Origin of the sequence: Virgisporangium ochraceum (assembly GCF_016863655.1) — a bacterium.
GTDB lineage: Bacteria > Actinomycetota > Actinomycetes > Mycobacteriales > Micromonosporaceae > Virgisporangium > Virgisporangium ochraceum.
Window position 1 is genome coordinate 77,297 of the sequence record NZ_BOPH01000023.1, and the last position, 24,273, is coordinate 101,569.

A 24,273-nucleotide genomic window follows, 5' to 3' on the forward strand; every position below is an offset into this window, starting at 1 on the left:
CGGAGCCACCGGATGAACGACCTGGTCCACCGCACGCGGCGGTTCGTCCGCGATGTCGTCCTTCCCAGCGAGCCCCGGCCCGGTGGGTACCTGTCCGACGCGGAGCGCGGCCGGCTGCAGGAGGCCGCGAAGGAGCACGGGGTGTTCGCCCCGCACGTGCCGAAGGAGTACGGCGGCGCCGGGCTCACCATCGCCGACTGGTCGCCGGTGTTCCAGGAGGCGGGGTACTCCCCCATCGGACCGGCGGCGCTGAACTGCATGGCGCCCGACGAGGGGAACATGTACCTCCTCGAGAACGTGGCCACCGACGCGCAGAAGGAGCGCTTCCTGCGTCCCCTCGCCGAGGGCCGGGTCCGGTCGTGCTTCGCGATGACCGAGCCGCACCCCGGCGCCGGCTCCGACCCCGACGCGCTCACCACCACGGCCACGCGCGTCGACGGTGGCTGGCGGATCGACGGCACCAAGCGGTTCATCAGCGGCGCCGAGGGTGCCGCGTTCGCGATCGTCATGGCCCGCACCGACGACACCGGCGCGACGATGCTCCTCGTCGACACCGCCAACCCCGGCTTCCGCGTCGGCGGGCAGGTGCACGCGATCGACCGCGCCATCGCGGGCGGCCACCCGTACGTCCACTTCGACGGCTGCGTCGTCGCCGACGACGCGGTGCTCGGCGCCGTCGGCGAGGGCTTCCGCTACGCGCAGGTGCGGCTGGGCCCGGCCCGGCTCACGCACTGCATGCGGTGGCTCGGGCTGGCCCGGCGCGCGCTCGACATCGCGCTCGACCGCGTCGAGCACCGCCGCATCTTCGGCTCGGCGATGAAGGACCTCGGGCTCGCGCAGGACCTCGTCGCCCGCAGCGTCATCGACATCGAGACCTCCGACGCGATCATCACGAAGACCGCCAACGCGCTGGCGACCGATCCCCGCGCCGGGTCGGCGCTGTCGTCGGTGGCCAAGGTGCACTGTTCCGAGGCCGTGTTCGCGGTGATCGACCGGGCCATGCAGCTGTGCGGCGGCGACGGCCTGTCCGACGCGCTGCCCCTGGCCTCGTTCATGAACGAGGTGCGGCCGTTCCGCGTCTACGACGGGTCCACCGAGACCCACAAGTGGGCGATCGCGCGACGCGCGAGCCGGGCCCGGGCGAAGGCCGTCGCGTCGGGTACCGAGCGCCGCCAGGACGAGGTTGTCGAGCCCTAGCGTCCGGTGCTCTCCCGCACGATGAGGCGGTGCGGCACGGTCTCCTCGCGGGGTGGCACCGGCTCGTCGCCGCCCGCGATCCGCGCCGCCAGCAGGTCGACCGCCACCCGCGCCAGGTCGGCCTTGTCGGGGGCGACGGTGGTCAGCGTCGGGATGAAGTAGCGACCGTCCTCGATGTCGTCGAAGCCGGCGACCGCCACGTCGGCCGGCACGCGTAGGCCGGCGTCGTGCAGGGCGCGGATCGCCCCGAGCGCGAGCGTGTCGTTGAAGCAGAGCACGGCGTCGGGGCGGGTGCCGCGGGCGAGAAGGTCGCGCACGGCCGCGGCGCCGTCGGCCCGGTGCCACGACGGCGCGGGCGCGACCAGGGCGGGGTCGGGGTCCAGGCCGGCGTCGGTGAGCGCGGCCGACCAGCCGGCCAGGCGTAGGCGCGCGGTGGCGGCCTCGGCGGTGTGCTGGGCGCCCACCGCGGCGATGCGCCGGCGTCCGAGCGCGATCAGGTGGGCGGTCGCGTCGCGGGCGGCGGCCACGTTGTCGATGGCGACGTGGTCGGCGGGGCCGTGGTCGACGCGCTCGCCGAGCAGCACCATCGGGGTGCCCTGGGAGCCGGCGTTCAGGTCGGCACCGGTGAGCGCCAGCGGGCTGAAGATCAGCCCGTCGATGAGGTGGTCGCGGATGCCGCCGGCCACCAGGCGCTCCTGCTCGCGGTCACCGCTGGTCTGGTCGATGAGGACGGTCCAGTCGTGCCGGGCGGCGGCGGTGACCACGTGCCGGGCCAGCTCGGCGAAGTACGGCAGGTCGAGCTCGGGCACGGCCAGCGCGATGATCCCGGTGCGGCCCCGGCGCAGGTTGCGGGCGCTGATGTTGGGCCGGTAGTCGAGCTCGGAGATGGCCTCCAGCACGCGGGCCCGGGTGTCCGGCCGCACGTGGACGTAGCCGTTCACCACGTTCGACACGGTCTTCACGGACACGCCCGCGCGCTCGGCGACGTCCTTCAACCTGTGCCGCACCCCCCGCACCTCTCTCTCGATCAGCTGGCACTTTACCGTGCGCATGCCTCTTTACAACGTTGAATACAACGTTGTAAAAAGTAGCCACACATCGAAGGCGAGGTGACTGCCGATGACGACGGCGCGCGTGACGGTCGATCCGTCGTTCCGGGTGGGCCCGGCCCACCGGCGGCTGTTCGGGTCGTTCGTCGAGCACATGGGCCGCTGCGTGTACGGCGGGGTGTTCGAGCCCGGCCACGCGAGCGCCGACGCGCTCGGCCTGCGCCGCGACGTGCTCGACCTGACCCGTGAGCTGGGCGTCTCGGTGGTTCGCTACCCCGGCGGCAACTTCGTCTCGTCCTACCGTTGGGAAGACGGCGTGGGCCCGGTCGGCGACCGGCCGCGCCGCCTCGACCTCGCGTGGCGCTCGATCGAGACGAACGCGTTCGGCCTCGACGAGTTCATGCGCTGGACCGCGGAGGCCGGTGTCGAGCCGATGCTCGCGGTCAACCTCGGCACCCGCGGCGTGCAGGAGGCGTGCGACCTGCTCGAGTACGCCAACCACCCGGGCGGCACCCACTTCTCCGACCTGCGCCGCAAGCACGGGGTCGACGAGCCGTACGGCGTGCAGCTGTGGTGCCTGGGCAACGAGCTCGACGGGCCGTGGCAGGTGGGTCACAAGACCGCCGACGAGTACGGCCGGCTCGCCGCCGAGACGGCCCGGGCGATGAAGCTCATCGACCCCTCGGTGAGCCTCGTCGCGTGCGGAAGCTCCAACCGCGGCATGCCGACGTTCGCCGGCTGGGAGGCGACCGTCCTCGAGCACACCTACGAACACGTCGACTACATCTCCGCACACACCTACTACGACCCGTCCGACGGCGACCGGGCCAGCATCCTGGCGTCGGCCGTCGACATGGACGCGTTCATCCGCGAGGTGGTCGCGACGGCCGACCACGTCGCGGCGAAGCAGCGGCACAGGAAGAAGCTGCAGATCTCCTTCGACGAGTGGAACGTCTGGTACCAGTCGCGGCTGCGCACCGACATGGACCGCGGCTGGGTCGAGGCGCCCGCGCTGATCGAGGACACCTACACCGCCACCGACGCCGTCGTCGTCGGCGACCTGCTCGTGACGCTGCTGCGGCACGCCGACCGGGTGGGCGTGGCGTGCCAGGCGCAGCTGGCCAACGTCATCGCGCCGATCCGCACGATCACGGGTGGCGCCGCCTGGCGGCAGACCATCTTCCACCCGTTCGCGCTGACGGCCCGGTACGCCCGCGGCGCGGTCCTGCTGACCGAGCCCACCGGACCGACCCACGACACCACGAGGTACGGCGAGGTGTCCTCGGTGGACACCGTCGCCACCCACGACGAGGAGACCGGCGCGCTGGCCGTCTTCGCGGTCAACCGCGGCGACACCGACCTGACCCTCGACCTCGACCTCCGCGCCTTCGCCGCGCCACGCGGCGAGGAGCACATCGCCATCGACGCCGGCGACGACGTCAACGACCCGGCCGCGCCCGACCGGGTCACGCCCGTCACCCTCGGAGCTCCGACCGTCGACAGTGGACGGTCGTCGGTGCGGCTGCGCGCCGCCTCCTGGAACCTGATCCGCTTCACCGCCTCGTAGAAGGATCCCGCCATGAACCTTTCCCGCCGCCACCTCTTAGGAATGGGCGCCGGCATCGGCGCCGCCGCGCTGGGCCTCTCCGCCTGCGGGAACGACGACGACAACGCCGGCGCCGGCTCGAACACCGGCGGCAAGGAGTACACCGGGCCCAAGGTCTCGCTGAACCTGTGGAACGGGTTCACCGGCGGCGACGGCGACATCTTCAAGAAGCTCGTCGACCAGTTCAACACCGAGCACGCCAACATCGCGATCACGGTCGCCACGTACCGCTGGGAGGACTACTACGCCAAGCTGCCCGGCGCGGTCTCCAGCGGCAACGGTCCCGACATCGCCGTGATGCACATGGACCAGCTCGCGACGTTCGCCGCCCGCAAGGTGATCGCGCCGGTGGACGACGTCGCCAAGGCGCTCGAGCTGACGGAGGCCGACTTCGCGCCCACCGTCTGGAAGGGCGGGCTGTACCAGGACAAGCGTTACGGCATCCCGCTGGACATGCACCCGGTCGGCTTCTACTACAACAAGGCGCTGCTGCAGCAGGCCGGGCTCGACCCGAACAAGCCGCCGACGAACCGGTCGGAGCTGGAGCAGGCCCTCTCGGCGTTGAAGGGCAAGGGGATCCAGGGCTTCTGGATGAGCCCGTTCCAGTTCACCGGAGGCATGACCGGCTACTCGCTCGTCTACCAGTTCGGCGGCTCGCTCTACAACGACGACGCCACCAGGGCGACGTTCAACTCGCCCGAGGCCGTGGAGGCCGTGAGCTGGTGCGCCAAGCTGGTCGCCGACGGCCACTCCCCCGCCAACGTCGGCCAGGACGCCGACTACCTGGCGTTGAAGAGCAACAAGAACGCGTTCAACGTCAACGGAATCTGGCAGGTCAACGACCTCAAGAAGAGCCCGGAGATCCAGTGGGGCGTCGCGCAGATGCCGCAGCTCGGCTCGAAGAAGTCCGTCTGGGCCAACTCGCACAACTTCACGATCGTCCAGCAGCCGCGCGGTGCCGACGGCAACAAGGTCGACGGCGCCAAGGTGTTCATCAACTGGCTCAGCCAGCACTCGCTCGACTGGGCCGCCGGCGGCCAGGTTCCGGCCCGCAAGCAGGTGCTCGAGGACCCGAAGTTCAAGGATCTCACCGAGGTGAACACGCTCGCCGCCGAGCTTCCCGACGCCGCGTTCCCGCCGGCCGCGCCCGGCATCGGCGACGTGACCAACCTCTTCTACACGGCGTTCAACGAGGCGGTCCTCGGCAAGAAGCCGGTGAAGCAGGCGCTCGACGAGGGCGCCGCCAAGGCCGACAAGCTCCTCGAGGACAACCGCAAGAAGTACGGGACCTGATCCCTCATGGCCGCTCCACTGCTCGCCCAGCCGGCGGAGCCGGCCAAGCCAGCTCGGCCCACGGTGACCGGGGCGGCGGACGTCAAGCCGCCGTCCCGTCCGGCCACGAGCCGGCACGGCCGCGCGACGCCGTACCTGTTCCTGCTGCCGTACCTGGTCATCTTCGGCGTGTTCGGGCTGCTGCCGGTGTTCCTCGGCATCTGGCTCAGCCTGCACCAGTGGGACTTCCAGCTGCCGAACAAGCCGTTCGTCGGCATCGACAACTACACGGAGCTGTTCACCTCCGACTCGCTGGTCTTCGAGGACTGGTGGGAGAGCGTGCGCGCCACGGCCATCTTCACCGTGGCGTCGGTGCCCCTGCTCGTGGTGGTGCCGCTGGGAATGGCGCTGCTGCTGAACCGGTCGTTCCCCGGCCGCACGTTCTTCCGGGCGGTGTACTTCGCGCCGTACGTGCTCGGCGTCGCGGTGATCGGTCTCCTGTGGCGGTTCCTGCTCGACGCGAACCTCGGCTTCGTCAACCACCTCCTGGGCACCGACACCCCCTGGGTCACTGCGACGCCGTGGGCGTGGGTGTCGCTCGTCGGGGTCACCGTGTGGTGGACGTGCGGGTTCAACGCGGTCATCTACCTCGCCGGCCTGCAGGACATCCCGCGTGAGCTGTACGAGGCGGCCACGATGGACGGCGCCAACGCCTGGGACCGGTTCCGGAACGTGACCCTGCCGGGCCTGCGGCCGGTGCTGCTGTTCGTCGTCACCACGACGATCCTGGCCTCCGCCAACATGTTCGGCCAGTCCTACCTCATCACCCAGGGCGCTCCGGGCGACGAGACCCGCACCGTCGTGTCGTACATCGTCGAGCGGGGCCTCGGGCAGAACGACGCGGGGCGCGCGGCGGCGATGAGCGTCACGCTCACGCTGATGCTGATCCTGGTGAGCCTGGCCAACTTCCGCATCTTCCGGTACCGGGAGGACTGATGAGACGCACCCTGTTCTACGCGGCGCTCGTCGTGCTCACGGCCGTCTTCGTGCTGCCGCTCGTCCTCATGCTGGTCACGTCGTTCAAGGACTACTCGGACGCGCAGCAGAGCCCGCCGACGTGGCTGCCCGACCCGGTCTCCACGTACGGGTACGGGCAGCTGCTCGAAGCGGGCTCGCAGAACCCGGTGCTGCGCTGGTTCGTCAACAGCATGCTGGCCGCGACGCTGCACGCGGGGCTGGTCCTGGTGACGGCGTCGACCGCCGCGTACGCGTTGGCCCGCATGCGGTTCCGGGGGCGCGGCTTCATGTTCGCGTTGATCGTCGCGACGCTGTTCGTGCCGCCGGCCACACTGATCATCCCGAACTTCCTCGTCGCCGACACGTTCGACTGGCTCGACACGCTGACGGTCGTGGTGGTGCCGGGTGCGGCGAGCGCGTTCGGCGTGTTCTTCCTGCGTCAGTTCTTCCTCTCGCTCCCCAGCGAGCTGGAGGAGGCGGCGGTGCTCGACGGCGCCAACCAGTGGCAGATCTTCGTGCGGGTGGTGCTGCCGCTGTCGAAGCCGGCGCTGGCGACGCTCACCGTGTTGTCGTTCCTCAGCAACTGGAACGACTTCCTGTGGCCGATCTACGTGCTGTTCAGCGCCGACCGGCTGACCCTTCCGGCCGGGCTCGGCCTGCTGCAGGGCGCGTACGTCTCCGACTACCCGGTCATCATGGCGGGTGCGGTGCTGGCGAGTGTGCCGGCGCTGATCCTGTTCGTGCTCGCGCAGCGCTACATCATCGAAGGCGTGTCACGGAGCGGGCTGAAAGGGTGAGACGTGCGCTCGTCCTGCTACTGGCTTTCCTCACGGTGGGTGGATGCGGGGGATCCCCGTCCTCACAAGGGAACGGGGATCCCCCGGTGACAACGTTCACCAACCCGGTGTACACGGGCGACGCGCCCGACCCGCAGGCGTTCCGGGCCGGCGACGCCTGGTACCTCGTGCACACCAACGCCGGCGGCCGCAACGTGCCGGTGCTCACCTCGCCCGACCTCGTCACGTGGACGCCGAGGGGCGACGCGCTGCCGACGCTGCCCGACTGGGCCGACGGCGGAAAGACGTGGGCGCCGGAGGTCATCGCGCTCGCGCCGGACCGGTTCGTGATGTACGTGACCGTCGCCGACCGCGCGTCGGGGCGGCAGTGCGTCGCGGTCGCGGTGGCGGCACAGCCGGCCGGACCGTACACGGCGGCCGGCACCGGTCCGCTGATCTGCCAGGCCGACCTGGGTGGTTCGATCGACGCCGGCCCGTTCCGTGATACGGACGGCACCCTGTACCTGCTGTGGAAGAACGACGGCAACGCGATCGGCGTCGACACGTGGATCTACGCGCAGAGGCTGTCGCCCGACGGGCTGACACTCGTCGGTGCGCCGGCGAAACTGCTGAAGCAGACCGAGCCGTGGGAGGGTCGGGTCGTGGAGGGCCCGTTCCTCTGGCGCAACGCCGGAAAGCTCTACCTGTTCTACGCCGCCAACGCCTACGACAGGGCCGAGTACGCCGAGGGCTACGCCGTCTGCGACACGCCGTTCGGCCCGTGCGTCAAGGCGCCGGAGAACCCGGTGCTCGCTTCGCGTGACAAGGCCTCCGGGCCGGGTCACGCGTCGATGGTCGAGCACGCGGGACGCACCTGGCTGCTGTACCACGCCTGGCCGAAGGGCGCCGAGGGCGCCGTGTCCCCCGGCCGCCAGCTCTGGCTCGACGAGGTCACCTGGTCCGACGGACGCCCCGTCGTCCACGGACCGACCTCGGCTCCCCAACCGCTTCCCGAGGAGCGCCGATGAGAAGACCCCTTGCCCTGACCCTGGTCGCCGCCACCCTGTTCATCCCGGGCCGAGCGGCCGCGGCCACCCCGCGGTACGAAAATCCCGTCTCCGCGCCCGCCGCCGACACGTTCGCCGATCCGGCTGTCATCAAAGGGAAGGACGGTGTCTGGTACGCGTTCGGCACCAGTGATCCGCTGAAGGCCGGCGAGACGACCCCGCACGTGTTCCCGATCCTCACGTCGAGGGACCTCGCGAACTGGACGTACGCGGGCGACGCGTTCTCCGCCGCGAACCGGCCGGCCTGGGCGACCCCGACCGCGGGGCTGTGGGCGCCCGACATCCGGTACACCAACGGCACGTACGTCCTCTACTACACGGTCACCGACACCACGCTCAACGCCGGAGAGGACTCGGCGATCGGGGTCGCCACCGCGCCGTCGCCGCTCGGCCCGTGGACCGACAGCGGCGCACCCCTGGTCGCGCCGCGTCCCGCCGCGGGTGGCGGTTTCCTGTGGACGTTCGACCCGGCGCAACTGGTCGACGCGGGCGGGAACCTCTGGCTGTACTACGGCTCGTACTTCGGCGGCATCCACGTCGTGCCGCTGAGCCGCGACGGCCGCACGGTCACCGGCGCGCCGACCCAGGTGACCATCGACAACCGCTACGAGGGCGCGTACGTCGTCCGGCGCGACGGCTGGTACTACCTGTTCGGGTCGGCGGCCAACTGCTGCGCCGGTCCGACCACCGGGTACAGCGTGTTCGCCGGCCGGTCCCGCACGCCCACCGGCCCGTTCGTCGACCGCGACGGCGCCTCGCTGCTGACGAGCCGCGTCGGCGGCACCCCGGTGATCCAGCCGAACGGCAACCGCTGGATCGGCACCGGTCACAACGCGGTCGTCACCGACGAGAGGGGCCGCGACTGGTTCGTGTACCACGCGATCGACCGGAACCAGCCGTACCTCAACGGGACCGACGGGATCAACCGGCGCCCCATGCTGATCGACCCGCTCACGTGGACCGGCGGCTGGCCGTCCGTCCGCGATGGACAGTGGGCCTCCGACGGCCGGAACCCGGGTACGGGCCGCGAGCCCCGCGCCGGCCGGGTGCTGCTCCGGGACGACTTCGACCGCCCCCCGGGCCCGGGCTGGACGTGGATCCGCCAGGACCCGCGGGCCACAGTGGACGGTGGCGCGCTGCGCTGGCCGACCCAGGCCGCCGACCTCGTGGGTCCCGACAACACCGCCGCGGTCCTCGTGCGCGACGCGCCGCGCGGCGACTACGTCGTCGAGACGAAGGTGACCATCGACCTCGGCGTCGACACCGTGCGCAACTACCAGCAGGCCGGGCTCGTCGTGTACGCCGGCGACGACGACTTCGCGCGGCTGAGCCACGTCGCGATCTGGAACACGCGCCAGATCGAGTTCGGGCGCGAGCTCCCGTACGCCGGAAGGCTGTCCTACGGCGGCATGGTCGAGGGACCGCCCGCCGACACGACGTGGCTGCGCGTCGCGCACACGGTGGTCGGCGGCGAGCACCGCTACCGCGCGGGCTGGAGCACCGACGGGCGCCACTGGTCGTGGGGCGGGGTGTGGGTGCTCCCCACCGCCGCGCGGATCGGCCTGATCTCACACGGCGGCGAGGGTGCCGTCGCGAGCTTCGACTACGTGAAGGTCTACCGCGCCTAGGGTTTACGCACCTCGAGCCGGTCGCGCACCACCCGGGCCTCCAGGAGAGGCTGGTTGGTCGCGGCCGGCCCGTGCACCACGCGGCCGTCGGCGAGCCGGAACGTGCTGCCGTGCCACGGGCACACCACGCACGGCTCGCCGTCGACCTCGACCTGCTCGCCCGCGCCGAGCGGACCGGTCTGGTGGCCGCACCGCTCCATCATCACGGTGTAGTCCTCGCCGCGCCGGTACACGAGCACCGGCACGTCGCCGATCCGCCGCACCACGGGCGTCCCGTTGGGATACTCCGACCGCGGACCGAGGTCCTGCCACTCTTCGGGAACCCGCATGAGGTCGGCGACGGCCTGGTTGACGTTCGCACCCTGCTTGTAGGCGAGGTGGCCGCCCAGGTACGCGCCCGCCCCCATCGCGCCGAGCCCGAGGAAGCCGAGCAGCCTGCCCCGCGCGTGCCTTCCCTTGAGCCGGGCCACGAGCGATCCGCCGTACAGCGCCACCGCCGCCACGTTGCAGGCCGCGTGCGCCAGGCCGGTGCGCCGCTGCTCGCTGTCGAGGGCGGCCCAGTCGTTCCAGCCCGCGGCCGCGGTCGGCACCGCGCCGGCCACGCCGGTCGCGACCAGGGTCGTGGCCGCCTTCTCCTGGCCGGGCATGAGATCGAGGATGGACGCCGAGATCCACGCGCCGATCGGGGCGTGCATCAGCGCCGGGTGCAGGGGGTGGCCGAGCCACACCCCGTGCAGGAAGTCGCGCAGCCGCCGGGGCGCCCTGTCGACGGTCCTCTGGATCCTGTCGCTGACCGGATCGAGTCGTTCGGCCTGTTCAATCGCGTCCACCAGCACCATGGCCCTTCGGCTACCCACCGCGGGTGGCACGAAACCGACCACTGTGTACTATCGCACTAGTACAAGCACACGGGAGGTCGCGCGTGTTCGCGTTCCGGCTCGATCCACGCTCCGGCGTGCCGACGTATCTGCAACTGGTCGACCAGGTGCGGCGCGCCGTGCTGCTCGGCTACCTCCGCGAGGGCGACCGGCTGCCGACGGTGCGGGAGGTGGCCGCCGCGGTCGTGGTCAACCCGAACACCGTCGCCAAGGCCTACCGCGAGCTGGAGCGGGCCGGCCTGGTGACCCCGCGCGCCGGGCAGGGCACCTACGTCAGCGGGCAGGTCGGCGAGGTCCCGGCCGCCGCGTACGCCCGGCTGTCGCACGGCCTGCGCGACTGGCTGCGCGCGGCCCGCGCCGCCGGTCTCGACCGGGAGCAGATCGGCGCGCTGGTCACCGCGACCCTCGACGACGAGAGCCGCGCGGCATGACCACGGCTCTGCGCTTCGACGGCCTCGGGAAGCGGTACCGCCGGCGGTGGGCGCTGCGCGACTGCACCCTCGACCTGCCCACCGGCGCCATCGTCGGTCTCGTCGGCAACAACGGCGCCGGCAAGACGACGCTGCTGCACCTGGCGATCGGGCTGCTGCGGCCCACCGCCGGCGCGGTGTGGGTGTTCGGCGAACCGCTGCGGATGGACCGCCCGGCCGGGCTGGCCGAGGTCGGCTTCATGGCACAGGACCACTTGCTGTACCGCGGCTTCACCGTCGCCGACATGCTCCACTATGGACGGTCGTTGAACCCGCGGTTCGACACCGCCTCGGCCACGGCACGGCTGACCGCGCTCGACATCCCGCTCGACCGCCGGGTGAACCGGCTGTCGGGCGGCCAGCAGGCCCAGGTCGCGCTCAGCCTCGCACTGGCCAAGCGGCCGCGGCTGCTGGTGCTCGACGAACCGGTGGCGAGCCTGGACCCGTTGGCCCGCCGGGAGTTCATGCGGTCCCTCATCGACGCCGTCGCCGGCAGCGACCTCACCGTGCTCCTGTCCTCGCACGTCGTCGCCGAACTCGAACGGGTCTGCGACCATCTGGTGCTGCTGCACGAGGGCCGCGTGGTGCTGGCCGGTGACATCGACGACCTGCTCGCCAACCACCGGCTGCTCAGCGGTCCGCGGTGCGACGACGCGGTCGACGGCGTCGTGGAGGCGACCCACGGCGAACGGCACAGCACCCTGCTGGTGCGCCAGCACGTCGACGTGCCGACCCACCCGCGCTGGCAGGCGCGGCCGGTCGGGCTGGAGGAAGTCGTGCTCGCCTACCTCGGTGGAGGCGCGTGATGCTGTGGGTCACCTGGCGGCAGCACCGCTCCGAGCTGCTCGTCGCGGCGCTGCTCCTCGCCGCGGTCGCCGTTCCGGTGCTCGTCACCGGCGTCGACATGCACCACCGCTACGTCGCCGACGGCGTCTCCGCATGCGCGCACGCCGCGACCCCGGCCGACCGCTGCGAAGCGGTCGTCTCGGCCTTCCTGAACCGGTACACCGAGTGGGGCAACCGGTTCGCGTGGGTCGCGTTGCTGCCCGGGCTGGCCGGGGTGTTCGTCGGCGCGCCGATGCTGGGCCGGGAGTTCGAGACCGGCACCTGGCGGCTCGCGTTCACCCAGAGCGTCACCCGGCTGCGCTGGCTGGCGGGGCGGCTCGCTGTCGTGGCCGTCGGGGTCGCGGCCGTCAGCCTCGCGTTCGCGCTGCTGTTCACGTGGTGGCGGGCGCCGCTCGACGAGCTCGGCGGCCGCCTGCGGACTGCGTCGTTCGTAGTGAGCGCGCCGAGCCTCGTCGCGGCGTCGCTGTTCGCGCTCGCGCTGGGTGCCTTCGCCGGCGCCGTTCTCCGCCGGGTGGTCGTGGCGATGGCGGTGACGCTCGGCGGGTTCTTCGCGGTGCGCATCACCATGGAGGAGCAGGCCCGGCCGGGCTACCTGACGCCGCGGGTGCGCGTCACCGACCCGATGACCGACCCGGGGACGGCCGGGCTGACCGACACCGACTGGTCCGTGGGCGCCGGGTGGATCGACGCGGCCGGCCACCGGGTGTCGTCGGCCGAAGAGGCGGCGATCATCGACCGGGTCTTCGGCGACTCGGCCGGCGCGGTGCACGGCGCGGGCAGCCCGCTCGAGAAGTACCTGGCCGAGAACGGGCTGCGCCACTACACCGAGTACCACCCCGACAGCAGTTTCTGGGCGATGCAGGCGGTCGACTCGGCCTGGTTCCTCGGTTTCGCCGCGGTTCTGGTCGTAGCGACCGGGTTGGTGGTGCGGCTGCGCTGAACGGTCAGCCGCCGGGCACCACGAGCCCGCTCTCGTAGGCACACACGACGAGCTGGGCCCGGTCGCGCGCCGACAGCTTCTGCAGCAGCCGGCCGACGTGCGTCTTGACCGTGTTCAGGCTGACGACGAAGTGGTCGGCGATCTCCGCGTTCGACCGGCCGGCCGCGACCTGCACCAGCACCTCGCGTTCCCGCTCGGTCAGGTCGTCGAGGCCCACGGGCGTCCCGGTGGACACGCGGCCGGTGGTGCGCCGCACGAACTCCGCCACCAGCCGGGTCGTCACGCGCGGGGTCAGCAGCGCCTCCCCGCCCGCGACGACCGAGATGGCGCTCAGCAGGTCCTCCGGTGGGGTGTCCTTGAGGATGAAGCCGCTGGCGCCGGCCCGCAGCGCGGCGAACACGTGCTCGTCCTCGCCGAACGTCGTGACGATCAGGACCCGGGCGTCGACGCGGTCGTCCCCCGCGATGTGGCGGGTCGCCTCGAGTCCGTCCATCACGGGCATGCGGATGTCCATGAGGACCACGTCGGGCCGCAACGTGCGACACTGGCGCACGGCCGCGGCGCCGTCGGCGGCCTCGCCGACCACCGTGCAGTCGGACGAGGTCTCGAGGAGCACCCGGAACCCGGCGCGCACCAGCGCCTCGTCGTCGGCGACGAGAACCCGCACGGGGTCACGCACCGCGGTCCCCTTCCGCTTGTCGCAACGGAAAGTGGACCCGGAGCGCGAACCCGCCGTCGGCGAGCGGGCCGGCCTCCACCGTCCCGTCGTGCAGGGCGACGCGGTCGCGCATCCCGGTGAGGCCGAGCCCCGAACCCGGTCCGGCACCGGTGGAACCGGGTCCGTTCGTCACCGCGACGGTCAGCCCGTCCGCGTCGCGCGACACCTCGACCGAGGCCGGCACGCGGCCCGCGTGGCGCACCACGTTCGTCAGCGCCTCCTGGACGATCCGGTACGCCGACTCCGCCACGAGCGGCGGCGCGGTCGCGTCGGCCGGCAGCACGAGGGTCACCGGGTATCCGTCGCCGCGCATCCGGTCCACCAACGAACGGACGTCGGAGAGCGCCGGGCGCTCGACGGCCGGGCCGCCGACCGGCGGGGCCTCACGCAACGAGGACAGCACCGCGCGGAGGTCGTTCAGCGCGCTCCGGCTCGCGGTCTCGATCGACGACAACGCCTCGCGCGCCTCGTCGGGACGTTTGTCGAGCACCATCCGCGCCACGCCCGACCGTACCGCGATCATGCTCAACGTGTGCGACACGATGTCGTGGACGTCGGCCGACACCCGCAGCCGTTCCTCGGCGCGGATCCGGCGCTCGGACTCCTTCGCGCGCAGGTCCTCCTCGACGCGCAGGCGGGCCTCGGCCCGCCGCCGGCTGCCGAGCGCATACCCGACGAGCCACGCGGGAACGGCGAGCATCAGCTGGATCGCGTTCTGTTCGGTCTCCCGCGGCAGCGTCATCGCGACGACCTCCGCGGCCGTGAGCAGCCCGACGCACGCCCCGCAGACCCGCAGCGACGCACCGCGCGGAAGCCGCTCGGCCACGGTGAGAACGGCAATCCCCAGTGCCGGCCCCGCGTTGCTGACGAACGGCGTGAACCGCACGTCGGCGAAGACCGCGACGACGAGCGCGAGCGTCACGGCGACGAGCACCGCCACCGGCGCGGTCCGTCGGGCCAGCAACGGAACCGACACCGCGGCGCCGAGCACCGCGACCGCCGCCACCGGACCGTGCCCGGTGCCGCGGATCAGCACCGGCAACGTGAACACCCCGAACGTCCCCACGGCGAGGACGACGTCGACAGGCGTGGGACGGCGCATGCCGGTCACGCTAGCGGCGCGCCGGGGTGACCGCGTCACGCCCGGGAATGACGCGACGGATCATTCCGGGGCGTGACGCCCGTAGGGTGCGGTCCGGACGAGTGTGGAGGCCATGACGAACCTGTCCCGTCCCGCGGTCGCCGTCGCGGCCGTCGCCCTGCTCCTCGGACTCGCCAGCGGCGTCGTCTGGTACGTCAACCGCGACCCCGTCGTGGAGCGGCACACGCCCGGCACCGAGGCGTGGGTCCCGCACCTGGTCGTGCTCGCCGTCGTGTCGGTCTGGTTCCTGGTGGTTTCCAACCGCAGCCCCGCTGGCTGGCAGGTGATCCTCGCGCCGCTCGGCCGTCCGACGGCGGCCCGGATCGGCGCGGCGTTCCGCACGCGGAACCCGTTGCGCTGGTTGGCGGTGGGGTTCCTGGTGTTCCTGGAGGTCTACGTGGTGTGGCGCGTCGGCGAGCAGGTCGTCGCCGGGCTCGACCCGAACTTCACCCACAACGCGTGGGGCGGGCCGTCGTACCTCGGCGCGATGGCGTGCCACTACCTCGACGCCGCGCTGCTGCTCGCGGTCTGCCACGCTCTGCTGACGGTCGCCACGCCGCCGTCACACCCACGATGAGACCTGGCGCCGGAGGTCGTCGAGCTCCGCGGAGTCGCGGCCGGCGCCCGGTGCCAGCTGCTCGTCGACGAACGCCTGTCCCGTCGCGAGGTCCCGGACCACCACGTGCAGGATCCCGTCGACGTCGTACTCGTACGTGATCTCCACCGCCGAGTCGGCCAGGGGCCGCTTCTCCGGCAACGGGATCAGCCAGTCGGCGAGCAGCACGTTGTCCTCGTGGTCCAACGGCTTGTCCGGGTGGCCCTCCACCACGAGGACCGCGATCTCCTCCTGGAAGTCCTGCACCGGCGTGTAGACCTGCGTCGTGCGGGCCGGGTACTTGGTGTTGCGCCCGATCAGCACGGAGAACCGGCTCTCGCCGGTCACGTCGTCGCGGGCCACGGTGCCCAGCGCGTGCTCCGCGCCGACGTGGAAGTCGACGTCCGTCACGGTCCCCTGCAGCACGCCCGCCGCGATCGCCGCGCCTTCCGCGATCGCGGTCATCGGGTCGATCTCGGTGTTCGGGTCGACGCCGACGATCCCGGCCACGAACCGCTGCACGGCCGGCATCCGCGAGCTGCCGCCGACCATCACCAGGTGGTCGATGCGGCCGGGGCTCTCGCGCAGGCACACCTCCAGGGGTTCGCGGGCGCGCTCGAGCAGCGGCGCGATCGCATTCTCCAGGAAGTTGCGGGCCACGTTGAGCGCCACCTTGCCGTCGGGGAGCAGCACGTCGACCGCCTTCTCCGTCGACAGCTGGATCTTCCCCAGCTCCAGGTTGAGCCGGAACAGGTCGCGCTCCTCCGGCGACCAGCCGGCCGCCGCGGGAACGTACGGCTCGACGGCGGCGAGCAACGCGGCGTCGAGGTCCAACCCGCCGAGCCGCTGGATCCCCATCGACGACCGCTCGATGAACGACCCTTCGACGGCCTGCAGCACGGTGACGTCGAGCGTCCCGCCGCCCCAGTCGAACACCAGCACCCGCTGGTCGGCGGCGATCGCCCTGGCGTGCGCGAGCGCCGCCGCGGTGGGTTCGTTGATGAGTGCGAGTACCTCGATGCCGGCCAGGTCGGCGGCGAGCTTCGTGCGGGCGCGGGCCAGCCCGCGGCTGTTCGCCGGGATCGTGACGACCGCGCGCGTCAGCGGTTCCCCGCCCAGCTGGTCGACCCGCCGGCGCACCTGACGCAGCAGCAGCGCGCCGGCCACCTCGACCGGCACGGTGACGCCGTCGGCCTCGACGACGTCGTCGGTCGCGAGGAGACGCTTGACCGCCTCGACCCGGCGGCCGGTGCGGGTCTTGGCCGGCCAGCCGAACACCGGGGCGCCGTTGTCCACGGTGAACGCCGAGGGCAGCACCCGGTCGAAGCCGAGGTCGGCCCAGGCGGCCGGGATCTCGTCGACCAGCGGCAGGGTCTCCACCCGACCGTCGGTCACGCGGGCGAGCACGCTGTTCGTGGTCCCGAAGTCGATTCCGTACGCGGAGGTCATGGCGCCGGCGGTCCCAACCGTTGGCCGCGGGCCCGGACGACGAGCCGCAGGTACTCGAAGGCCGCCGCGCGGCGGAGGTCACCCACGTCGGGCGTCTGCGTGAGCGTCTCCGGTTCGGGCGCGAACACGCCCGGTCCGAAGACGCCGTCCGCGGTCAGCTCGGCCGTGCGCGGGTCGGCCGGGATGCGGTACGGCGCCATCCGCGCGGCCGGATCCGGCGGCGCGGTCTCGAGCTCGTGCAGCGCTCCGGTGAGGTCGGTGTGCCGGGCCCGGCTCTCCGGCCCGAGCCGGCGCAGGAACTTGGTGCGCCGGGCGAACGCCCGCACGGCCTCGTCCCGGGAGGCGCCGAAGGGCAGCCCGAGCACCAGGTAGGGGTTGCGCCGTTCCACCGCTACACCGCCCTCAGTGACCGGCGTACCCGGGAGCTGATACCCGTCCACCCGTCGATCGCGTCGCGCACCTGCCTGACGAACCCTTCGTTGACCGGCAACCCGTCCATCGCCTTGAGGTACGCGCGGCAGCGCCGGACGTGTCCGTCGAAGCGGTCGAGCACGTACATCCGCTGGGCCACGACCCGTCGGCCGTCGGCGTAGTCCTGCACGGGCTCCATCTCCAGCTGCCGGAACCGGCGGACGAGCTGGCGGTTTCGCGTCACGGTCACCGTGACGATCGCGCCCGTCGCGGCCTCGAGCCCGGCGGCGAGCGCCGCCTCGACGCTCTTCCGGTCCTGTTCGTCGAGCTCCGCGCGCCGCATCCGGTAGGTACGCACGGGGTCGAGCACCAGTTTGCGTTCGGTTTCGGAGGGCAGCGACCGGCCCCGCCGCTCCGCCGCCCGGGCGAGGTGGGCACCGGCCCGCACGCTGAGGATCAGCGACGGCGCGAGGTCGAGCACCTCGGTGCCGAGCAGCGTCTCGACGGCGGGCACCGGGTTCGTCGCCGAGTCGAACGGCGCCTCCAGCAGCCGCTCGAACACGTCGGTGAGCCAGGCCAGCTCGGCGGTGGCCCAGGCCGGACGCGGGTGCAGCCGCCACACGCCGACCAGCGCCACGGTCACCGCGCGCAGCGTCACCTTCGACGGTCTGGTCTCGTACGCGGCGCGCCGCTGCACGTACCGGGTCGTGCGCTCCTGGAGAGCACCGCTCACGGTGACCGACGCCGATGCCAGCCACGCGCGGTCGTTCCGGAACGACAGTGTGAGCAGCGTCCGGTGCAGCTCGTCGTCGTCCTGCGGCACCGCGAGCCCACCCCGCACCATCGCGGCGAGCGCCGGTGGATAACCCGGCCCGCACATCCCCGCCGTCCACAGGTCGATCGCCCGGGTCAACGCCCCGGCCCGCACCGTCGGTGACGCGGTCAGCCCCATTACCCGGGCCAGGTAGGGCAGCACGGCCGCCCCGTCCGCGACGAGAGCGGCGTTCACCGCCACCCCTTCGGTGGGGTGCACGGCGAGCGCCTCGTCGAGGCGGCGCAGGGCGTCGTCGGTGCGGCCGAGCTGCCAGCAGGCGTAGGCGGCGAGGTTGAGCGCCTCGGCCCGCAGCGTGAGGATCCCGCTCACCGAGGCCACCGCGTCGGCAGCCGCGGCGGCTCCCGCCCAGTGGCCATCGGCCAGCGACCTGTGGACGGCGCCGAGGTCGAGCCAGCACCCGAACTCGGGGTGCTCCGCGCGGAGGTCGTCCTCGACGAGCAGCCCGCTTCGGGCGCCGCTTCGCACCCCTGCGACACCTGCTGCGTCGACGCCCGCAGGCTCTCCGTCGGCGCCCGCAGGCTCTCCGTCGGCGCCCGCACGCTCGACGCCCGCACGCGCTTCCTCGGCGCCGGCCCGCGAGCCCCCGACCGCCGCTGGTGATCCCTCGACGGCGACCCGCGGTCCCTCGATCGCCGCTCGCCACAGCGCCGGCCACGCCGACGGGTCCGCCGCGACCTCGGCGCCCGCGACGGATCCGTCGAGCTGCGCGACCACAGAGCGCGCGACCGGACGGAGATCAGTGCTCTCGAACGGTTCACCCGCCCGGTACGAGAGCAGCGCCCGGTAATGCCGTTCCGCCTCATGGTCCCCGGACAGCGCCGCCGCGTCGCCGGCCAGGTACGCGCGCCGCGCCCGCTCGGCGACGAAGCCCACCGTCGCCAGGTCCTCGTCGGTGGCCCCGCCCGGGTCCTCGCGGCAGCGCGCCAGCGCGGACGCGTGGCGGCGCAGGTCAGCCAGCGCCGGAGCGTTCGTCCCGGGTGCGTCCGGCAGCGGCCCCCCGTCGACGATCGCGCGGGCGAGAGCGACCTCCCCCTCGGTCCCGGCCGTCCGGACGTACTCGCCCAGAAGCTCCTCAACGTCCTGTTGAGGTGACGCGCTGAGCACCGCCACCAGCGCACGCGCGTCGGCCGAGGAGGTGGTGAACGGCTCGACGAGCTCCGAAGCCGTCCCGCGGAGCCGGGGGTCGGCACAGAGTTCGGTGAGCCAGGGCATCAGCAGGCGCACCCGGTCGGGGTAGCCGCCGGCGGGCAGCTCTGCGAGCAGTCGCAGCAGCGCGGCCGGGTCGCCGGGTCGGCCCGGTGGCGGGTACGCCACGCCGCGGGCCTGGTACCACGCGGTCTCGAAGCGGCTGAGGCCCAGCTCCGGGCGGGGCGCCAGCCCCAGCGTCACCAGGTCGAGCGCGGCGGACCGCCGGGTGCCGAGGCTGATCGTCGCGGCGTCGACCGCCGCCGAGTCGACCGCGGCGTCCGACCAACGCGCCCGGAACGCGCCGGCCGCCCGTGCCCGGATGGCCGCCCAGAGCCGGCCGGCGGCACTGGTGACGGCCGGCACCGGCAGGGTGACCTCGGGCAGCCGGTCGAACCGCTCGACCGCTATGGGGACGGGCGTGTCGCTCCGATCGAGGACGAGCACCTCGATGCCCTGGTCGCCACCGTGCCCAGCCTGGCGCCCGACGTGCTGCCTGGCGTCCCGCTCCGCCGGGTGGTCCGCTTCGTGCGAAAGATGCTGCTCCGCTTGCTGTCCCGCTGCCGGCCCCGCGCCCTGACCGACCCCGACCACCCGCTCGGCCACCGCGACCGCGTGCCGCGGGAGCAGCCGGTTGCCGACCAGCACGATCCGGCCGATCCGCTCCGGCCCGGGCTCCGGCGGGTCGAGCGGCGTGCCGCACGGGCCACAGCTCTCGCCCTGTGCCTGGTGGAGGCGTCCCCTGGGAACGGCTCCGCACGCGCGGCACCACCGCGTATGCGGTGGTTCGGCCGCGCTCGGCTCGGACCTCGCGCGCAGGGTCAAGGGCTCCATTCGGACGGTGGCACACACGCCACGGGACGATGGATGCAAGTTTCCCAGTTGCCACCCGCGTCGTCACATCGACGAAGTGGGTGAACCGCGTCCCCTGATCAGAAGCCACCTGTCTTCCATAATATTCTGGTGGGCGATATATTCGCGCCATGAGTTCCGCTACGGAGCCCGCGTTCTTCGTCCTCACGGCGCTGGTCGGCGCCTCCCGCCACGGGTACGGCATCGTGGAGGAGGTCGCCCGGCTGTCCGGTGGGCGCACGCGGCTGAAGGTCGGCACCCTCTACGGCGTGCTCGACCGCCTGGTCAAGGAAGGCCTCGTCGAGCTCGACCGCGAAGAGGTCTGGCAGGGCCGGCTGCGTCGCTACTTCACGCTCACCGACGACGGGCGCCGGTATCTCGCCGCCGAGGCCGCCCGGATGGCGGAGAACGCCCGGCTCGCCGTCGGCCTTCTCCAGGGTGGAACAGCGTGAGCACCGCTCTCGAAGAGCGCTACCGCTCTCTCCTACGAATCCTTCCGGCGGACTACCGCGCCGAGTGGGAGGAGGAGATGGTCGCGACGTTCCTCGTCTCCTCCGCACCGGACGACCCCGAGGACGCCGAGTACCACGCCGAGTTCGGCCGGCCGCCGCTCTCCGAGGTGGCCAGCGTGGTGGGACTGGCGATCCGCCTGCGACTGCCCGGCTCGTCCACCGACGCCCGCCGCCCCCGGTTCCTGGGCGACGCCGTGCGGCTCGTCGCCCTGATCGGTCTACTGGTGAGCGCGTCCGCGGGCGTGGTCGGCACCGCCGCGCACCTGTGGGTGATCGGCAAGCTGCCCGGGTTCTCCGCACCGAACCTCCCCGGCGACCCCGTCACCGGGGTGCTGCCGATGACGCAGGCCCTGCTGGTGGCCACCGCGCTGCCGGCGTACCTCGCGCTGGTTCTCGGGTACCGGTCCGCCGCCCGGCTGCTCGCCTCGATCTCCGTCGGCGCGGTGCTGCTCACGGCGACCGTCGACCTGGTCGCCGGCCACCCGCCGCTGGCCGGGCGGTGGATGTCGCTGCTGCTCGACCTGCTGGTCTTCGCCGCCCTGTGGGCCCACCACGACGACGCTCCGCCGGTCCCGCGAAAGCCGTGGCTCCTGGCGCTACCGGCCGTGACCGCGGTGACCACCGCGGTGTTCGTCGCGACGGCGTCGTTCCGGATGGCCGGATGGCTGGTGGACTGGCCGGCGATCGCGTGCGCGCTCATCACGGTGGCGCTCGCCGTTCACCTGGTGGTCGGTGGACGGCCGGAGTGGTCGCTCGCCATGGCAATGCTGGGCGGGATCGTGCTCGTCCAGCGCCTGGTGACCCTGCCCGAGATCGTCGCCGGCGCGACGGCAGACCACCGTGGCGCGGCCGTGGCCGCCGGGCTGATCGAGATCAGTGCTCTCGTTCTGGTGGGGCTGCCCGTGGCGCTGCGGGCCCGACGCGCCTGGCGGGAGCTGCCGGCCGAACCCGCTCCAACGATTTAGCGGACCCGGCGCGTCTTGTGGACAGAACCCGCCCCGACGACCAGCGGACCCGGCACGAACCACCGGCCGACCCGCACCGACGACCCGGCGGAGCCGGCGTGACCCGCCGGCCCGGCCAGTACCGACGACCCAGGGGGCCCTCATGAGGGAATGGCGTGTCGAGGCCGACCCGGAGTGGCTGGCGACCCACAGCTCCGACACGTTCCAACGGCTGCGCCGCCGCACCCGTCTCATCGCGGGGCTCGCCGACGGCATGTCCAACGCCGAGCTGGGACCGTTCGGCGGGGCGCCCCGCAACCCGACGCTGAAGGTCGGGCGCAAGGAGTACTCGGTCGTCCGGTACGCCGACCACCACCTGTCGTACACGGTGATCCAGGTCGACCCGGTGGTGTGCCGCCGGTGCGGCGCGGCGGTGGCCGAACGGCACCTCATCGCGCGGCTGAGCGAGGGGCTGCGCACCCCGGTCGGCGCGGTGCGCATGTGCCGCAACTGCCAGGCCGAGGCGTGGTTGTTCCATTCGCACATGCCCGCCACGCGACGGGCCCGGGAATGGGGCCGCAAGGTCGTCCTGTAGCTTTCATCGATTTCTCATCGATCTGCCACACATTTCCCATCATTGACGCTTGTCGACCTGCGCTTTTACCGTCCTCACCGGGCGGACGCATCGACGAGGAGCAATGATGGACATTCCACGGGGGTTCACGTCACGACGATCGCTGCTCACGGCCGGACTCACGGCCGGGGGCCTGATCGTCGTTCCGCCGGCCGCGGCGTACGCGACCCGGATCGAGGACCCGCCGGTCGACCCGGGTGACCCGACCGAGCCGCACCACGACGTCACACAGGTGACGCCGGAGGACCTCGTTCCGCCGGACGGGCTCGACCCGGGAGCATGCGGGTCGACGATCTGGCAGCACAACGAGATCCTCGGCTTCGTCACCCCGTACGAACCCGACGGCGACGGCGCGACGAACACCTTCTACTACAACGCCGCGTTCTACAACCGCATCGAGACGTGGTTCCAGTTCTTCCGGGCGAACACCCCGATCGCGTGGGGGCCGCCGTTCCAGATCCGCACCTACGGCGTGTACGTCAACCGGGGCGACGGGTGCTCCTCGTACCACAACTTCGGGCGGGCCTTCGACCTGAGCCGCATCTACGCGACCGACCCGGCCACCAGGACGCTTCACCAGGTCTTCAACGCGCGGTACGACCAGTGGAGGAGCCAGACCGGCAGCACGCTCACCACCACGCGCAAGCGGTACTGGGCCACGGCCGCCAGCGTCCACTACCACTTCCGCAGCACGCTCACGTACCTCTACAACACCGCGCACCACAACCACATCCACTTCGACAACGGCGTGTCCGGCAGCGGCAACACGGCGTTCTCGAGCGGATCGTCGGCGCAGGTCGAGCACGTACAGGCCTGCCTGGTGTACGTATGGGGCCAGTCCCTGGCGATCGACGGCATCTGGGGTCCGCAGTCGTCCGCGGCGGCGGGTCGGGTGCTCACCCGCATCGGCCGCAGCGGTTCGCTGGGCACGCAGTCGAACTGGCTGGAGTTCAACCGGGCGACGCTCCGGTTCGGTAGCGGAACGCAGACCTACTGATGAGGGTCGTCACGGTCGCGGGCGTCGTGCTGGCGTCGTGTGCCGCGGCGTTCGTGCCGGCCGCACCGGCGGCCGCGGCGGCGGCGCCGGCCGCGATCAACGCGCGCCAGTTCTTCGTGACCACCGACACCAGCGGCCTCGCCGCCAACGTCGCGGCGCTGGACAGCGCGCTCGGTACCGGTCGCAAGCGCACCGTCGGACAGGTCATGACCGCGGCGAACCGCGAACGCACCGGCCTGTGCAACGCGGCGTCGTACGCGCAGCTGTCGGCACGGTCCACAGTGGAGGGATTCTGCTGGAACGACGGTGACGACGCGGTCGACTACTGGTACCCGCAGGGGATCACGACGTCCCGTGACGCGGTGTCCTCCGGTCACGTCGACAGCCACCAGATCGTGCTGACGAGCTGGTACCACATCCCCGAGAACGAGAGCGCCTCGGCGCCGGACAAGGGGTTCCGACTGTCCTTCGTGGACTGGGACGCCGACTGGCCGAACACCTACCGGCACGTGATCGCGGTGGAGCCGACGGCCGGCGGCAACTTCAAGGCGGTACCCGTCCACGCCGGCGGCATCATGTGGTACGGCAACCTGTTGTACGTCGCCGACACGTCGCGCGGGTTCCGGGTGTTCGACATGAACCGCATCTACTCGGTGAACACCGGTGACGGCAACAGGATCGGTCGCCAGTCCGACGGCACGTTCCACGCCTTCGACTACGCCAACGTCATCGTGCAGGTGGGCTGGGTGCGGTCGGCCGGCGCGGCGTTCCGCCACTCGTTCGTCGCGCTCGACCAGGCCTCGTCACCGCCGAGCCTCGTCGTCGGCGAGTACTCCCCCGACGCCGACGGCAACGGCGTTCCCGACGAGAACGCGCGCGTCATCCGCTACCCGCTGAACGCGTCGTCGAAGTGGCCCGCCACCGAGGCGGACGGGCGGACCTACGCGTCGGAGGCGTACGACACGCACATCCCGCAACTGCAGGGCGCGACGGCCCGCAACGGCCGGTTCTGGTTCTCGTCGAGCAACGGCCAGTCGCCGGGCTACCTGCGGGTGTGGGACCGCGGTACGACGGCGGTGCGCAGCTACCGCTGGCTGGTGGGTGCGGAGGACCTGTCCTACTACCCGCACCCGGACCAGGCGGACATGCTGTGGTCGCTGGCCGAGTACCCGAACAAGCGGGTCGTCGTCGCCGTCCCCCAGGCCGACTGGGACTGACCGCCCCGAGACGCGACGGCCGGCCGCAGCCCCCCGC

The 24,273-nt window shown here is 72.2% G+C and carries 23 protein-coding genes; 16 read left to right on the top strand and 7 right to left on the bottom strand.

What is annotated here, in order from left to right; translation table 11 throughout:
* Positions 1-12 precede the first annotated feature (12 nt).
* Positions 13-1,197, top strand: a complete 1,185-nt coding sequence (locus Voc01_RS10640) for an acyl-CoA dehydrogenase family protein (RefSeq protein ID WP_203927162.1) — start codon at positions 13-15, stop codon at positions 1,195-1,197.
* Here Voc01_RS10640 and Voc01_RS10645 read toward each other — a convergent pair.
* Positions 1,194-2,204, bottom strand: a complete 1,011-nt coding sequence (locus tag Voc01_RS10645) for a LacI family DNA-binding transcriptional regulator (protein WP_203927163.1) — start codon at positions 2,202-2,204, stop codon at positions 1,194-1,196. The genes Voc01_RS10640 and Voc01_RS10645 overlap by 4 nt on opposite strands.
* Before the next feature lie 112 nt (positions 2,205-2,316).
* Here Voc01_RS10645 and arfA point away from each other — a divergent pair, with 112 nt between their 5' ends.
* The 6 genes from arfA (at position 2,317) to Voc01_RS10675 (ending at position 9,612) form a co-directional block, all read left to right on the top strand.
* Positions 2,317-3,813 carry an arabinosylfuranosidase ArfA gene (gene arfA / locus Voc01_RS10650; RefSeq protein WP_203927164.1) on the top strand — a complete coding sequence of 499 codons (1,497 nt, stop codon included), beginning with the start codon at positions 2,317-2,319 and terminating at the stop codon, positions 3,811-3,813.
* Between the two features lie 42 nt (positions 3,814-3,855).
* Positions 3,856-5,145, top strand: coding sequence for an ABC transporter substrate-binding protein (locus Voc01_RS10655; RefSeq protein WP_239160102.1), 1,290 nt, complete (start codon positions 3,856-3,858; stop codon positions 5,143-5,145).
* 6 nt (positions 5,146-5,151) lie between these two features.
* Positions 5,152-6,120 (top strand): carbohydrate ABC transporter permease, encoded by a 969-nt coding sequence (locus tag Voc01_RS10660; RefSeq protein ID WP_203927166.1) that lies wholly within the window; start codon positions 5,152-5,154, stop codon positions 6,118-6,120.
* Positions 6,120-6,938, top strand: a complete 819-nt coding sequence (locus Voc01_RS10665; protein WP_203927167.1) for a carbohydrate ABC transporter permease — start codon at positions 6,120-6,122, stop codon at positions 6,936-6,938. The genes Voc01_RS10660 and Voc01_RS10665 overlap by 1 nt, the downstream gene beginning before the upstream one ends.
* An 86-nt stretch (positions 6,939-7,024) precedes the next feature.
* Complete coding sequence (locus tag Voc01_RS10670) at positions 7,025-7,945, top strand: glycoside hydrolase family 43 protein (protein WP_239160103.1); 921 nt, start codon at positions 7,025-7,027, stop codon at positions 7,943-7,945.
* Entirely contained in the window at positions 7,942-9,612 is a 1,671-nt protein-coding gene (locus Voc01_RS10675; RefSeq protein WP_203927169.1) for a family 43 glycosylhydrolase, read from the top strand. Before Voc01_RS10670 ends, Voc01_RS10675 begins: the two co-directional genes overlap by 4 nt.
* On the opposite strand, the gene Voc01_RS10680 is transcribed toward Voc01_RS10675, so the two are convergent.
* Positions 9,609-10,451 (bottom strand): Rieske (2Fe-2S) protein, encoded by an 843-nt coding sequence (locus Voc01_RS10680; protein WP_203927170.1) that lies wholly within the window; start codon positions 10,449-10,451, stop codon positions 9,609-9,611. The genes Voc01_RS10675 and Voc01_RS10680 overlap by 4 nt on opposite strands.
* An 83-nt stretch (positions 10,452-10,534) precedes the next feature.
* Between Voc01_RS10680 and Voc01_RS10685 the strand changes: the two genes are divergently transcribed.
* Genes Voc01_RS10685 through Voc01_RS10695 form a run of 3 tightly spaced genes read left to right on the top strand, consistent with a single transcriptional unit; the run spans position 10,535 to position 12,746 of the window.
* Positions 10,535-10,921 (top strand): GntR family transcriptional regulator, encoded by a 387-nt coding sequence (locus Voc01_RS10685; RefSeq protein WP_203927171.1) that lies wholly within the window; start codon positions 10,535-10,537, stop codon positions 10,919-10,921.
* Entirely contained in the window at positions 10,918-11,766 is an 849-nt protein-coding gene (locus Voc01_RS10690) for an ABC transporter ATP-binding protein (RefSeq protein ID WP_203927172.1), read from the top strand. Before Voc01_RS10685 ends, Voc01_RS10690 begins: the two co-directional genes overlap by 4 nt.
* A complete protein-coding gene (locus Voc01_RS10695) occupies positions 11,766-12,746 on the top strand; it encodes an ABC-2 membrane transporter-related protein (RefSeq protein ID WP_203927173.1) in 981 nt (326 codons plus the stop codon). The genes Voc01_RS10690 and Voc01_RS10695 overlap by 1 nt, the downstream gene beginning before the upstream one ends.
* A gap of 4 nt (positions 12,747-12,750) precedes the next feature.
* On the opposite strand, the gene Voc01_RS10700 is transcribed toward Voc01_RS10695, so the two are convergent.
* Both Voc01_RS10700 and Voc01_RS10705 read right to left on the bottom strand, forming a co-directional pair.
* A complete protein-coding gene (locus tag Voc01_RS10700) occupies positions 12,751-13,425 on the bottom strand; it encodes a response regulator (protein WP_203927174.1) in 675 nt (224 codons plus the stop codon).
* Entirely contained in the window at positions 13,418-14,566 is a 1,149-nt protein-coding gene (locus Voc01_RS10705) for a sensor histidine kinase (RefSeq protein WP_203927175.1), read from the bottom strand. The genes Voc01_RS10700 and Voc01_RS10705 overlap by 8 nt, the downstream gene beginning before the upstream one ends.
* A 112-nt stretch (positions 14,567-14,678) precedes the next feature.
* Between Voc01_RS10705 and Voc01_RS10710 the strand changes: the two genes are divergently transcribed.
* Positions 14,679-15,182, top strand: coding sequence for a hypothetical protein (locus Voc01_RS10710; protein ID WP_203927176.1), 504 nt, complete (start codon positions 14,679-14,681; stop codon positions 15,180-15,182).
* Here the strand turns inward: Voc01_RS10710 and Voc01_RS10715 are convergent.
* Genes Voc01_RS10715 through Voc01_RS10725 form a run of 3 tightly spaced genes read right to left on the bottom strand, consistent with a single transcriptional unit; the run spans position 15,168 to position 19,914 of the window.
* Positions 15,168-16,649 carry an Hsp70 family protein gene (locus tag Voc01_RS10715; RefSeq protein ID WP_203927177.1) on the bottom strand — a complete coding sequence of 494 codons (1,482 nt, stop codon included), beginning with the start codon at positions 16,647-16,649 and terminating at the stop codon, positions 15,168-15,170. The genes Voc01_RS10710 and Voc01_RS10715 overlap by 15 nt on opposite strands.
* Positions 16,646-17,038 carry a hypothetical protein gene (locus tag Voc01_RS10720; protein ID WP_203927178.1) on the bottom strand — a complete coding sequence of 131 codons (393 nt, stop codon included), beginning with the start codon at positions 17,036-17,038 and terminating at the stop codon, positions 16,646-16,648. The genes Voc01_RS10715 and Voc01_RS10720 overlap by 4 nt, the downstream gene beginning before the upstream one ends.
* A gap of 2 nt (positions 17,039-17,040) precedes the next feature.
* Positions 17,041-19,914 (bottom strand): hypothetical protein, encoded by a 2,874-nt coding sequence (locus tag Voc01_RS10725; protein ID WP_203927179.1) that lies wholly within the window; start codon positions 19,912-19,914, stop codon positions 17,041-17,043.
* A 149-nt stretch (positions 19,915-20,063) separates the two neighbouring features.
* Here Voc01_RS10725 and Voc01_RS10730 point away from each other — a divergent pair, with 149 nt between their 5' ends.
* The 5 genes from Voc01_RS10730 (at position 20,064) to Voc01_RS10750 (ending at position 24,236) form a co-directional block, all read left to right on the top strand.
* A complete protein-coding gene (locus Voc01_RS10730; protein ID WP_203927180.1) occupies positions 20,064-20,384 on the top strand; it encodes a PadR family transcriptional regulator in 321 nt (106 codons plus the stop codon).
* Positions 20,381-21,409 (top strand): hypothetical protein, encoded by a 1,029-nt coding sequence (locus tag Voc01_RS10735; RefSeq protein WP_203927181.1) that lies wholly within the window; start codon positions 20,381-20,383, stop codon positions 21,407-21,409. Before Voc01_RS10730 ends, Voc01_RS10735 begins: the two co-directional genes overlap by 4 nt.
* A gap of 142 nt (positions 21,410-21,551) precedes the next feature.
* On the top strand, positions 21,552-21,983 hold the full coding sequence (locus Voc01_RS10740; protein WP_203927182.1) for a hypothetical protein: 432 nt from the start codon (positions 21,552-21,554) through the stop codon (positions 21,981-21,983).
* A 106-nt stretch (positions 21,984-22,089) separates the two neighbouring features.
* Positions 22,090-23,019, top strand: a complete 930-nt coding sequence (locus tag Voc01_RS10745; protein WP_203927183.1) for a hypothetical protein — start codon at positions 22,090-22,092, stop codon at positions 23,017-23,019.
* Positions 23,019-24,236, top strand: coding sequence for a hypothetical protein (locus Voc01_RS10750; protein ID WP_203927184.1), 1,218 nt, complete (start codon positions 23,019-23,021; stop codon positions 24,234-24,236). Before Voc01_RS10745 ends, Voc01_RS10750 begins: the two co-directional genes overlap by 1 nt.
* Positions 24,237-24,273 lie beyond the last annotated feature (37 nt).

What these genes read in the sequence shown, in the direction of transcription:
- Voc01_RS10640 (WP_203927162.1), top strand. Translation starts at nt 13, where the DNA reads ATGAACGACCTGGTCCACCGCACGCGGCGGTTCGTCCGCGATGTCGTC.
- arfA (WP_203927164.1), top strand. Translation starts at nt 2,317, where the DNA reads ATGACGACGGCGCGCGTGACGGTCGATCCGTCGTTCCGGGTGGGCCCG.
- Voc01_RS10655 (WP_239160102.1), top strand. Translation starts at nt 3,856, where the DNA reads ATGGGCGCCGGCATCGGCGCCGCCGCGCTGGGCCTCTCCGCCTGCGGG.
- Voc01_RS10660 (WP_203927166.1), top strand. Translation starts at nt 5,152, where the DNA reads ATGGCCGCTCCACTGCTCGCCCAGCCGGCGGAGCCGGCCAAGCCAGCT.
- Voc01_RS10665 (WP_203927167.1), top strand. Translation starts at nt 6,120, where the DNA reads ATGAGACGCACCCTGTTCTACGCGGCGCTCGTCGTGCTCACGGCCGTC.
- Voc01_RS10675 (WP_203927169.1), top strand. Translation starts at nt 7,942, where the DNA reads ATGAGAAGACCCCTTGCCCTGACCCTGGTCGCCGCCACCCTGTTCATC.
- Voc01_RS10680 (WP_203927170.1), bottom strand. Translation starts at nt 10,451, where the DNA reads ATGGTGCTGGTGGACGCGATTGAACAGGCCGAACGACTCGATCCGGTC.
- Voc01_RS10690 (WP_203927172.1), top strand. Translation starts at nt 10,918, where the DNA reads ATGACCACGGCTCTGCGCTTCGACGGCCTCGGGAAGCGGTACCGCCGG.
- Voc01_RS10695 (WP_203927173.1), top strand. Translation starts at nt 11,766, where the DNA reads ATGCTGTGGGTCACCTGGCGGCAGCACCGCTCCGAGCTGCTCGTCGCG.
- Voc01_RS10705 (WP_203927175.1), bottom strand. Translation starts at nt 14,566, where the DNA reads ATGCGCCGTCCCACGCCTGTCGACGTCGTCCTCGCCGTGGGGACGTTC.
- Voc01_RS10710 (WP_203927176.1), top strand. Translation starts at nt 14,679, where the DNA reads ATGACGAACCTGTCCCGTCCCGCGGTCGCCGTCGCGGCCGTCGCCCTG.
- Voc01_RS10715 (WP_203927177.1), bottom strand. Translation starts at nt 16,649, where the DNA reads ATGACCTCCGCGTACGGAATCGACTTCGGGACCACGAACAGCGTGCTC.
- Voc01_RS10725 (WP_203927179.1), bottom strand. Translation starts at nt 19,914, where the DNA reads ATGGAGCCCTTGACCCTGCGCGCGAGGTCCGAGCCGAGCGCGGCCGAA.
- Voc01_RS10730 (WP_203927180.1), top strand. Translation starts at nt 20,064, where the DNA reads ATGAGTTCCGCTACGGAGCCCGCGTTCTTCGTCCTCACGGCGCTGGTC.
- Voc01_RS10740 (WP_203927182.1), top strand. Translation starts at nt 21,552, where the DNA reads ATGAGGGAATGGCGTGTCGAGGCCGACCCGGAGTGGCTGGCGACCCAC.
- Voc01_RS10745 (WP_203927183.1), top strand. Translation starts at nt 22,090, where the DNA reads ATGGACATTCCACGGGGGTTCACGTCACGACGATCGCTGCTCACGGCC.
- Voc01_RS10750 (WP_203927184.1), top strand. Translation starts at nt 23,019, where the DNA reads ATGAGGGTCGTCACGGTCGCGGGCGTCGTGCTGGCGTCGTGTGCCGCG.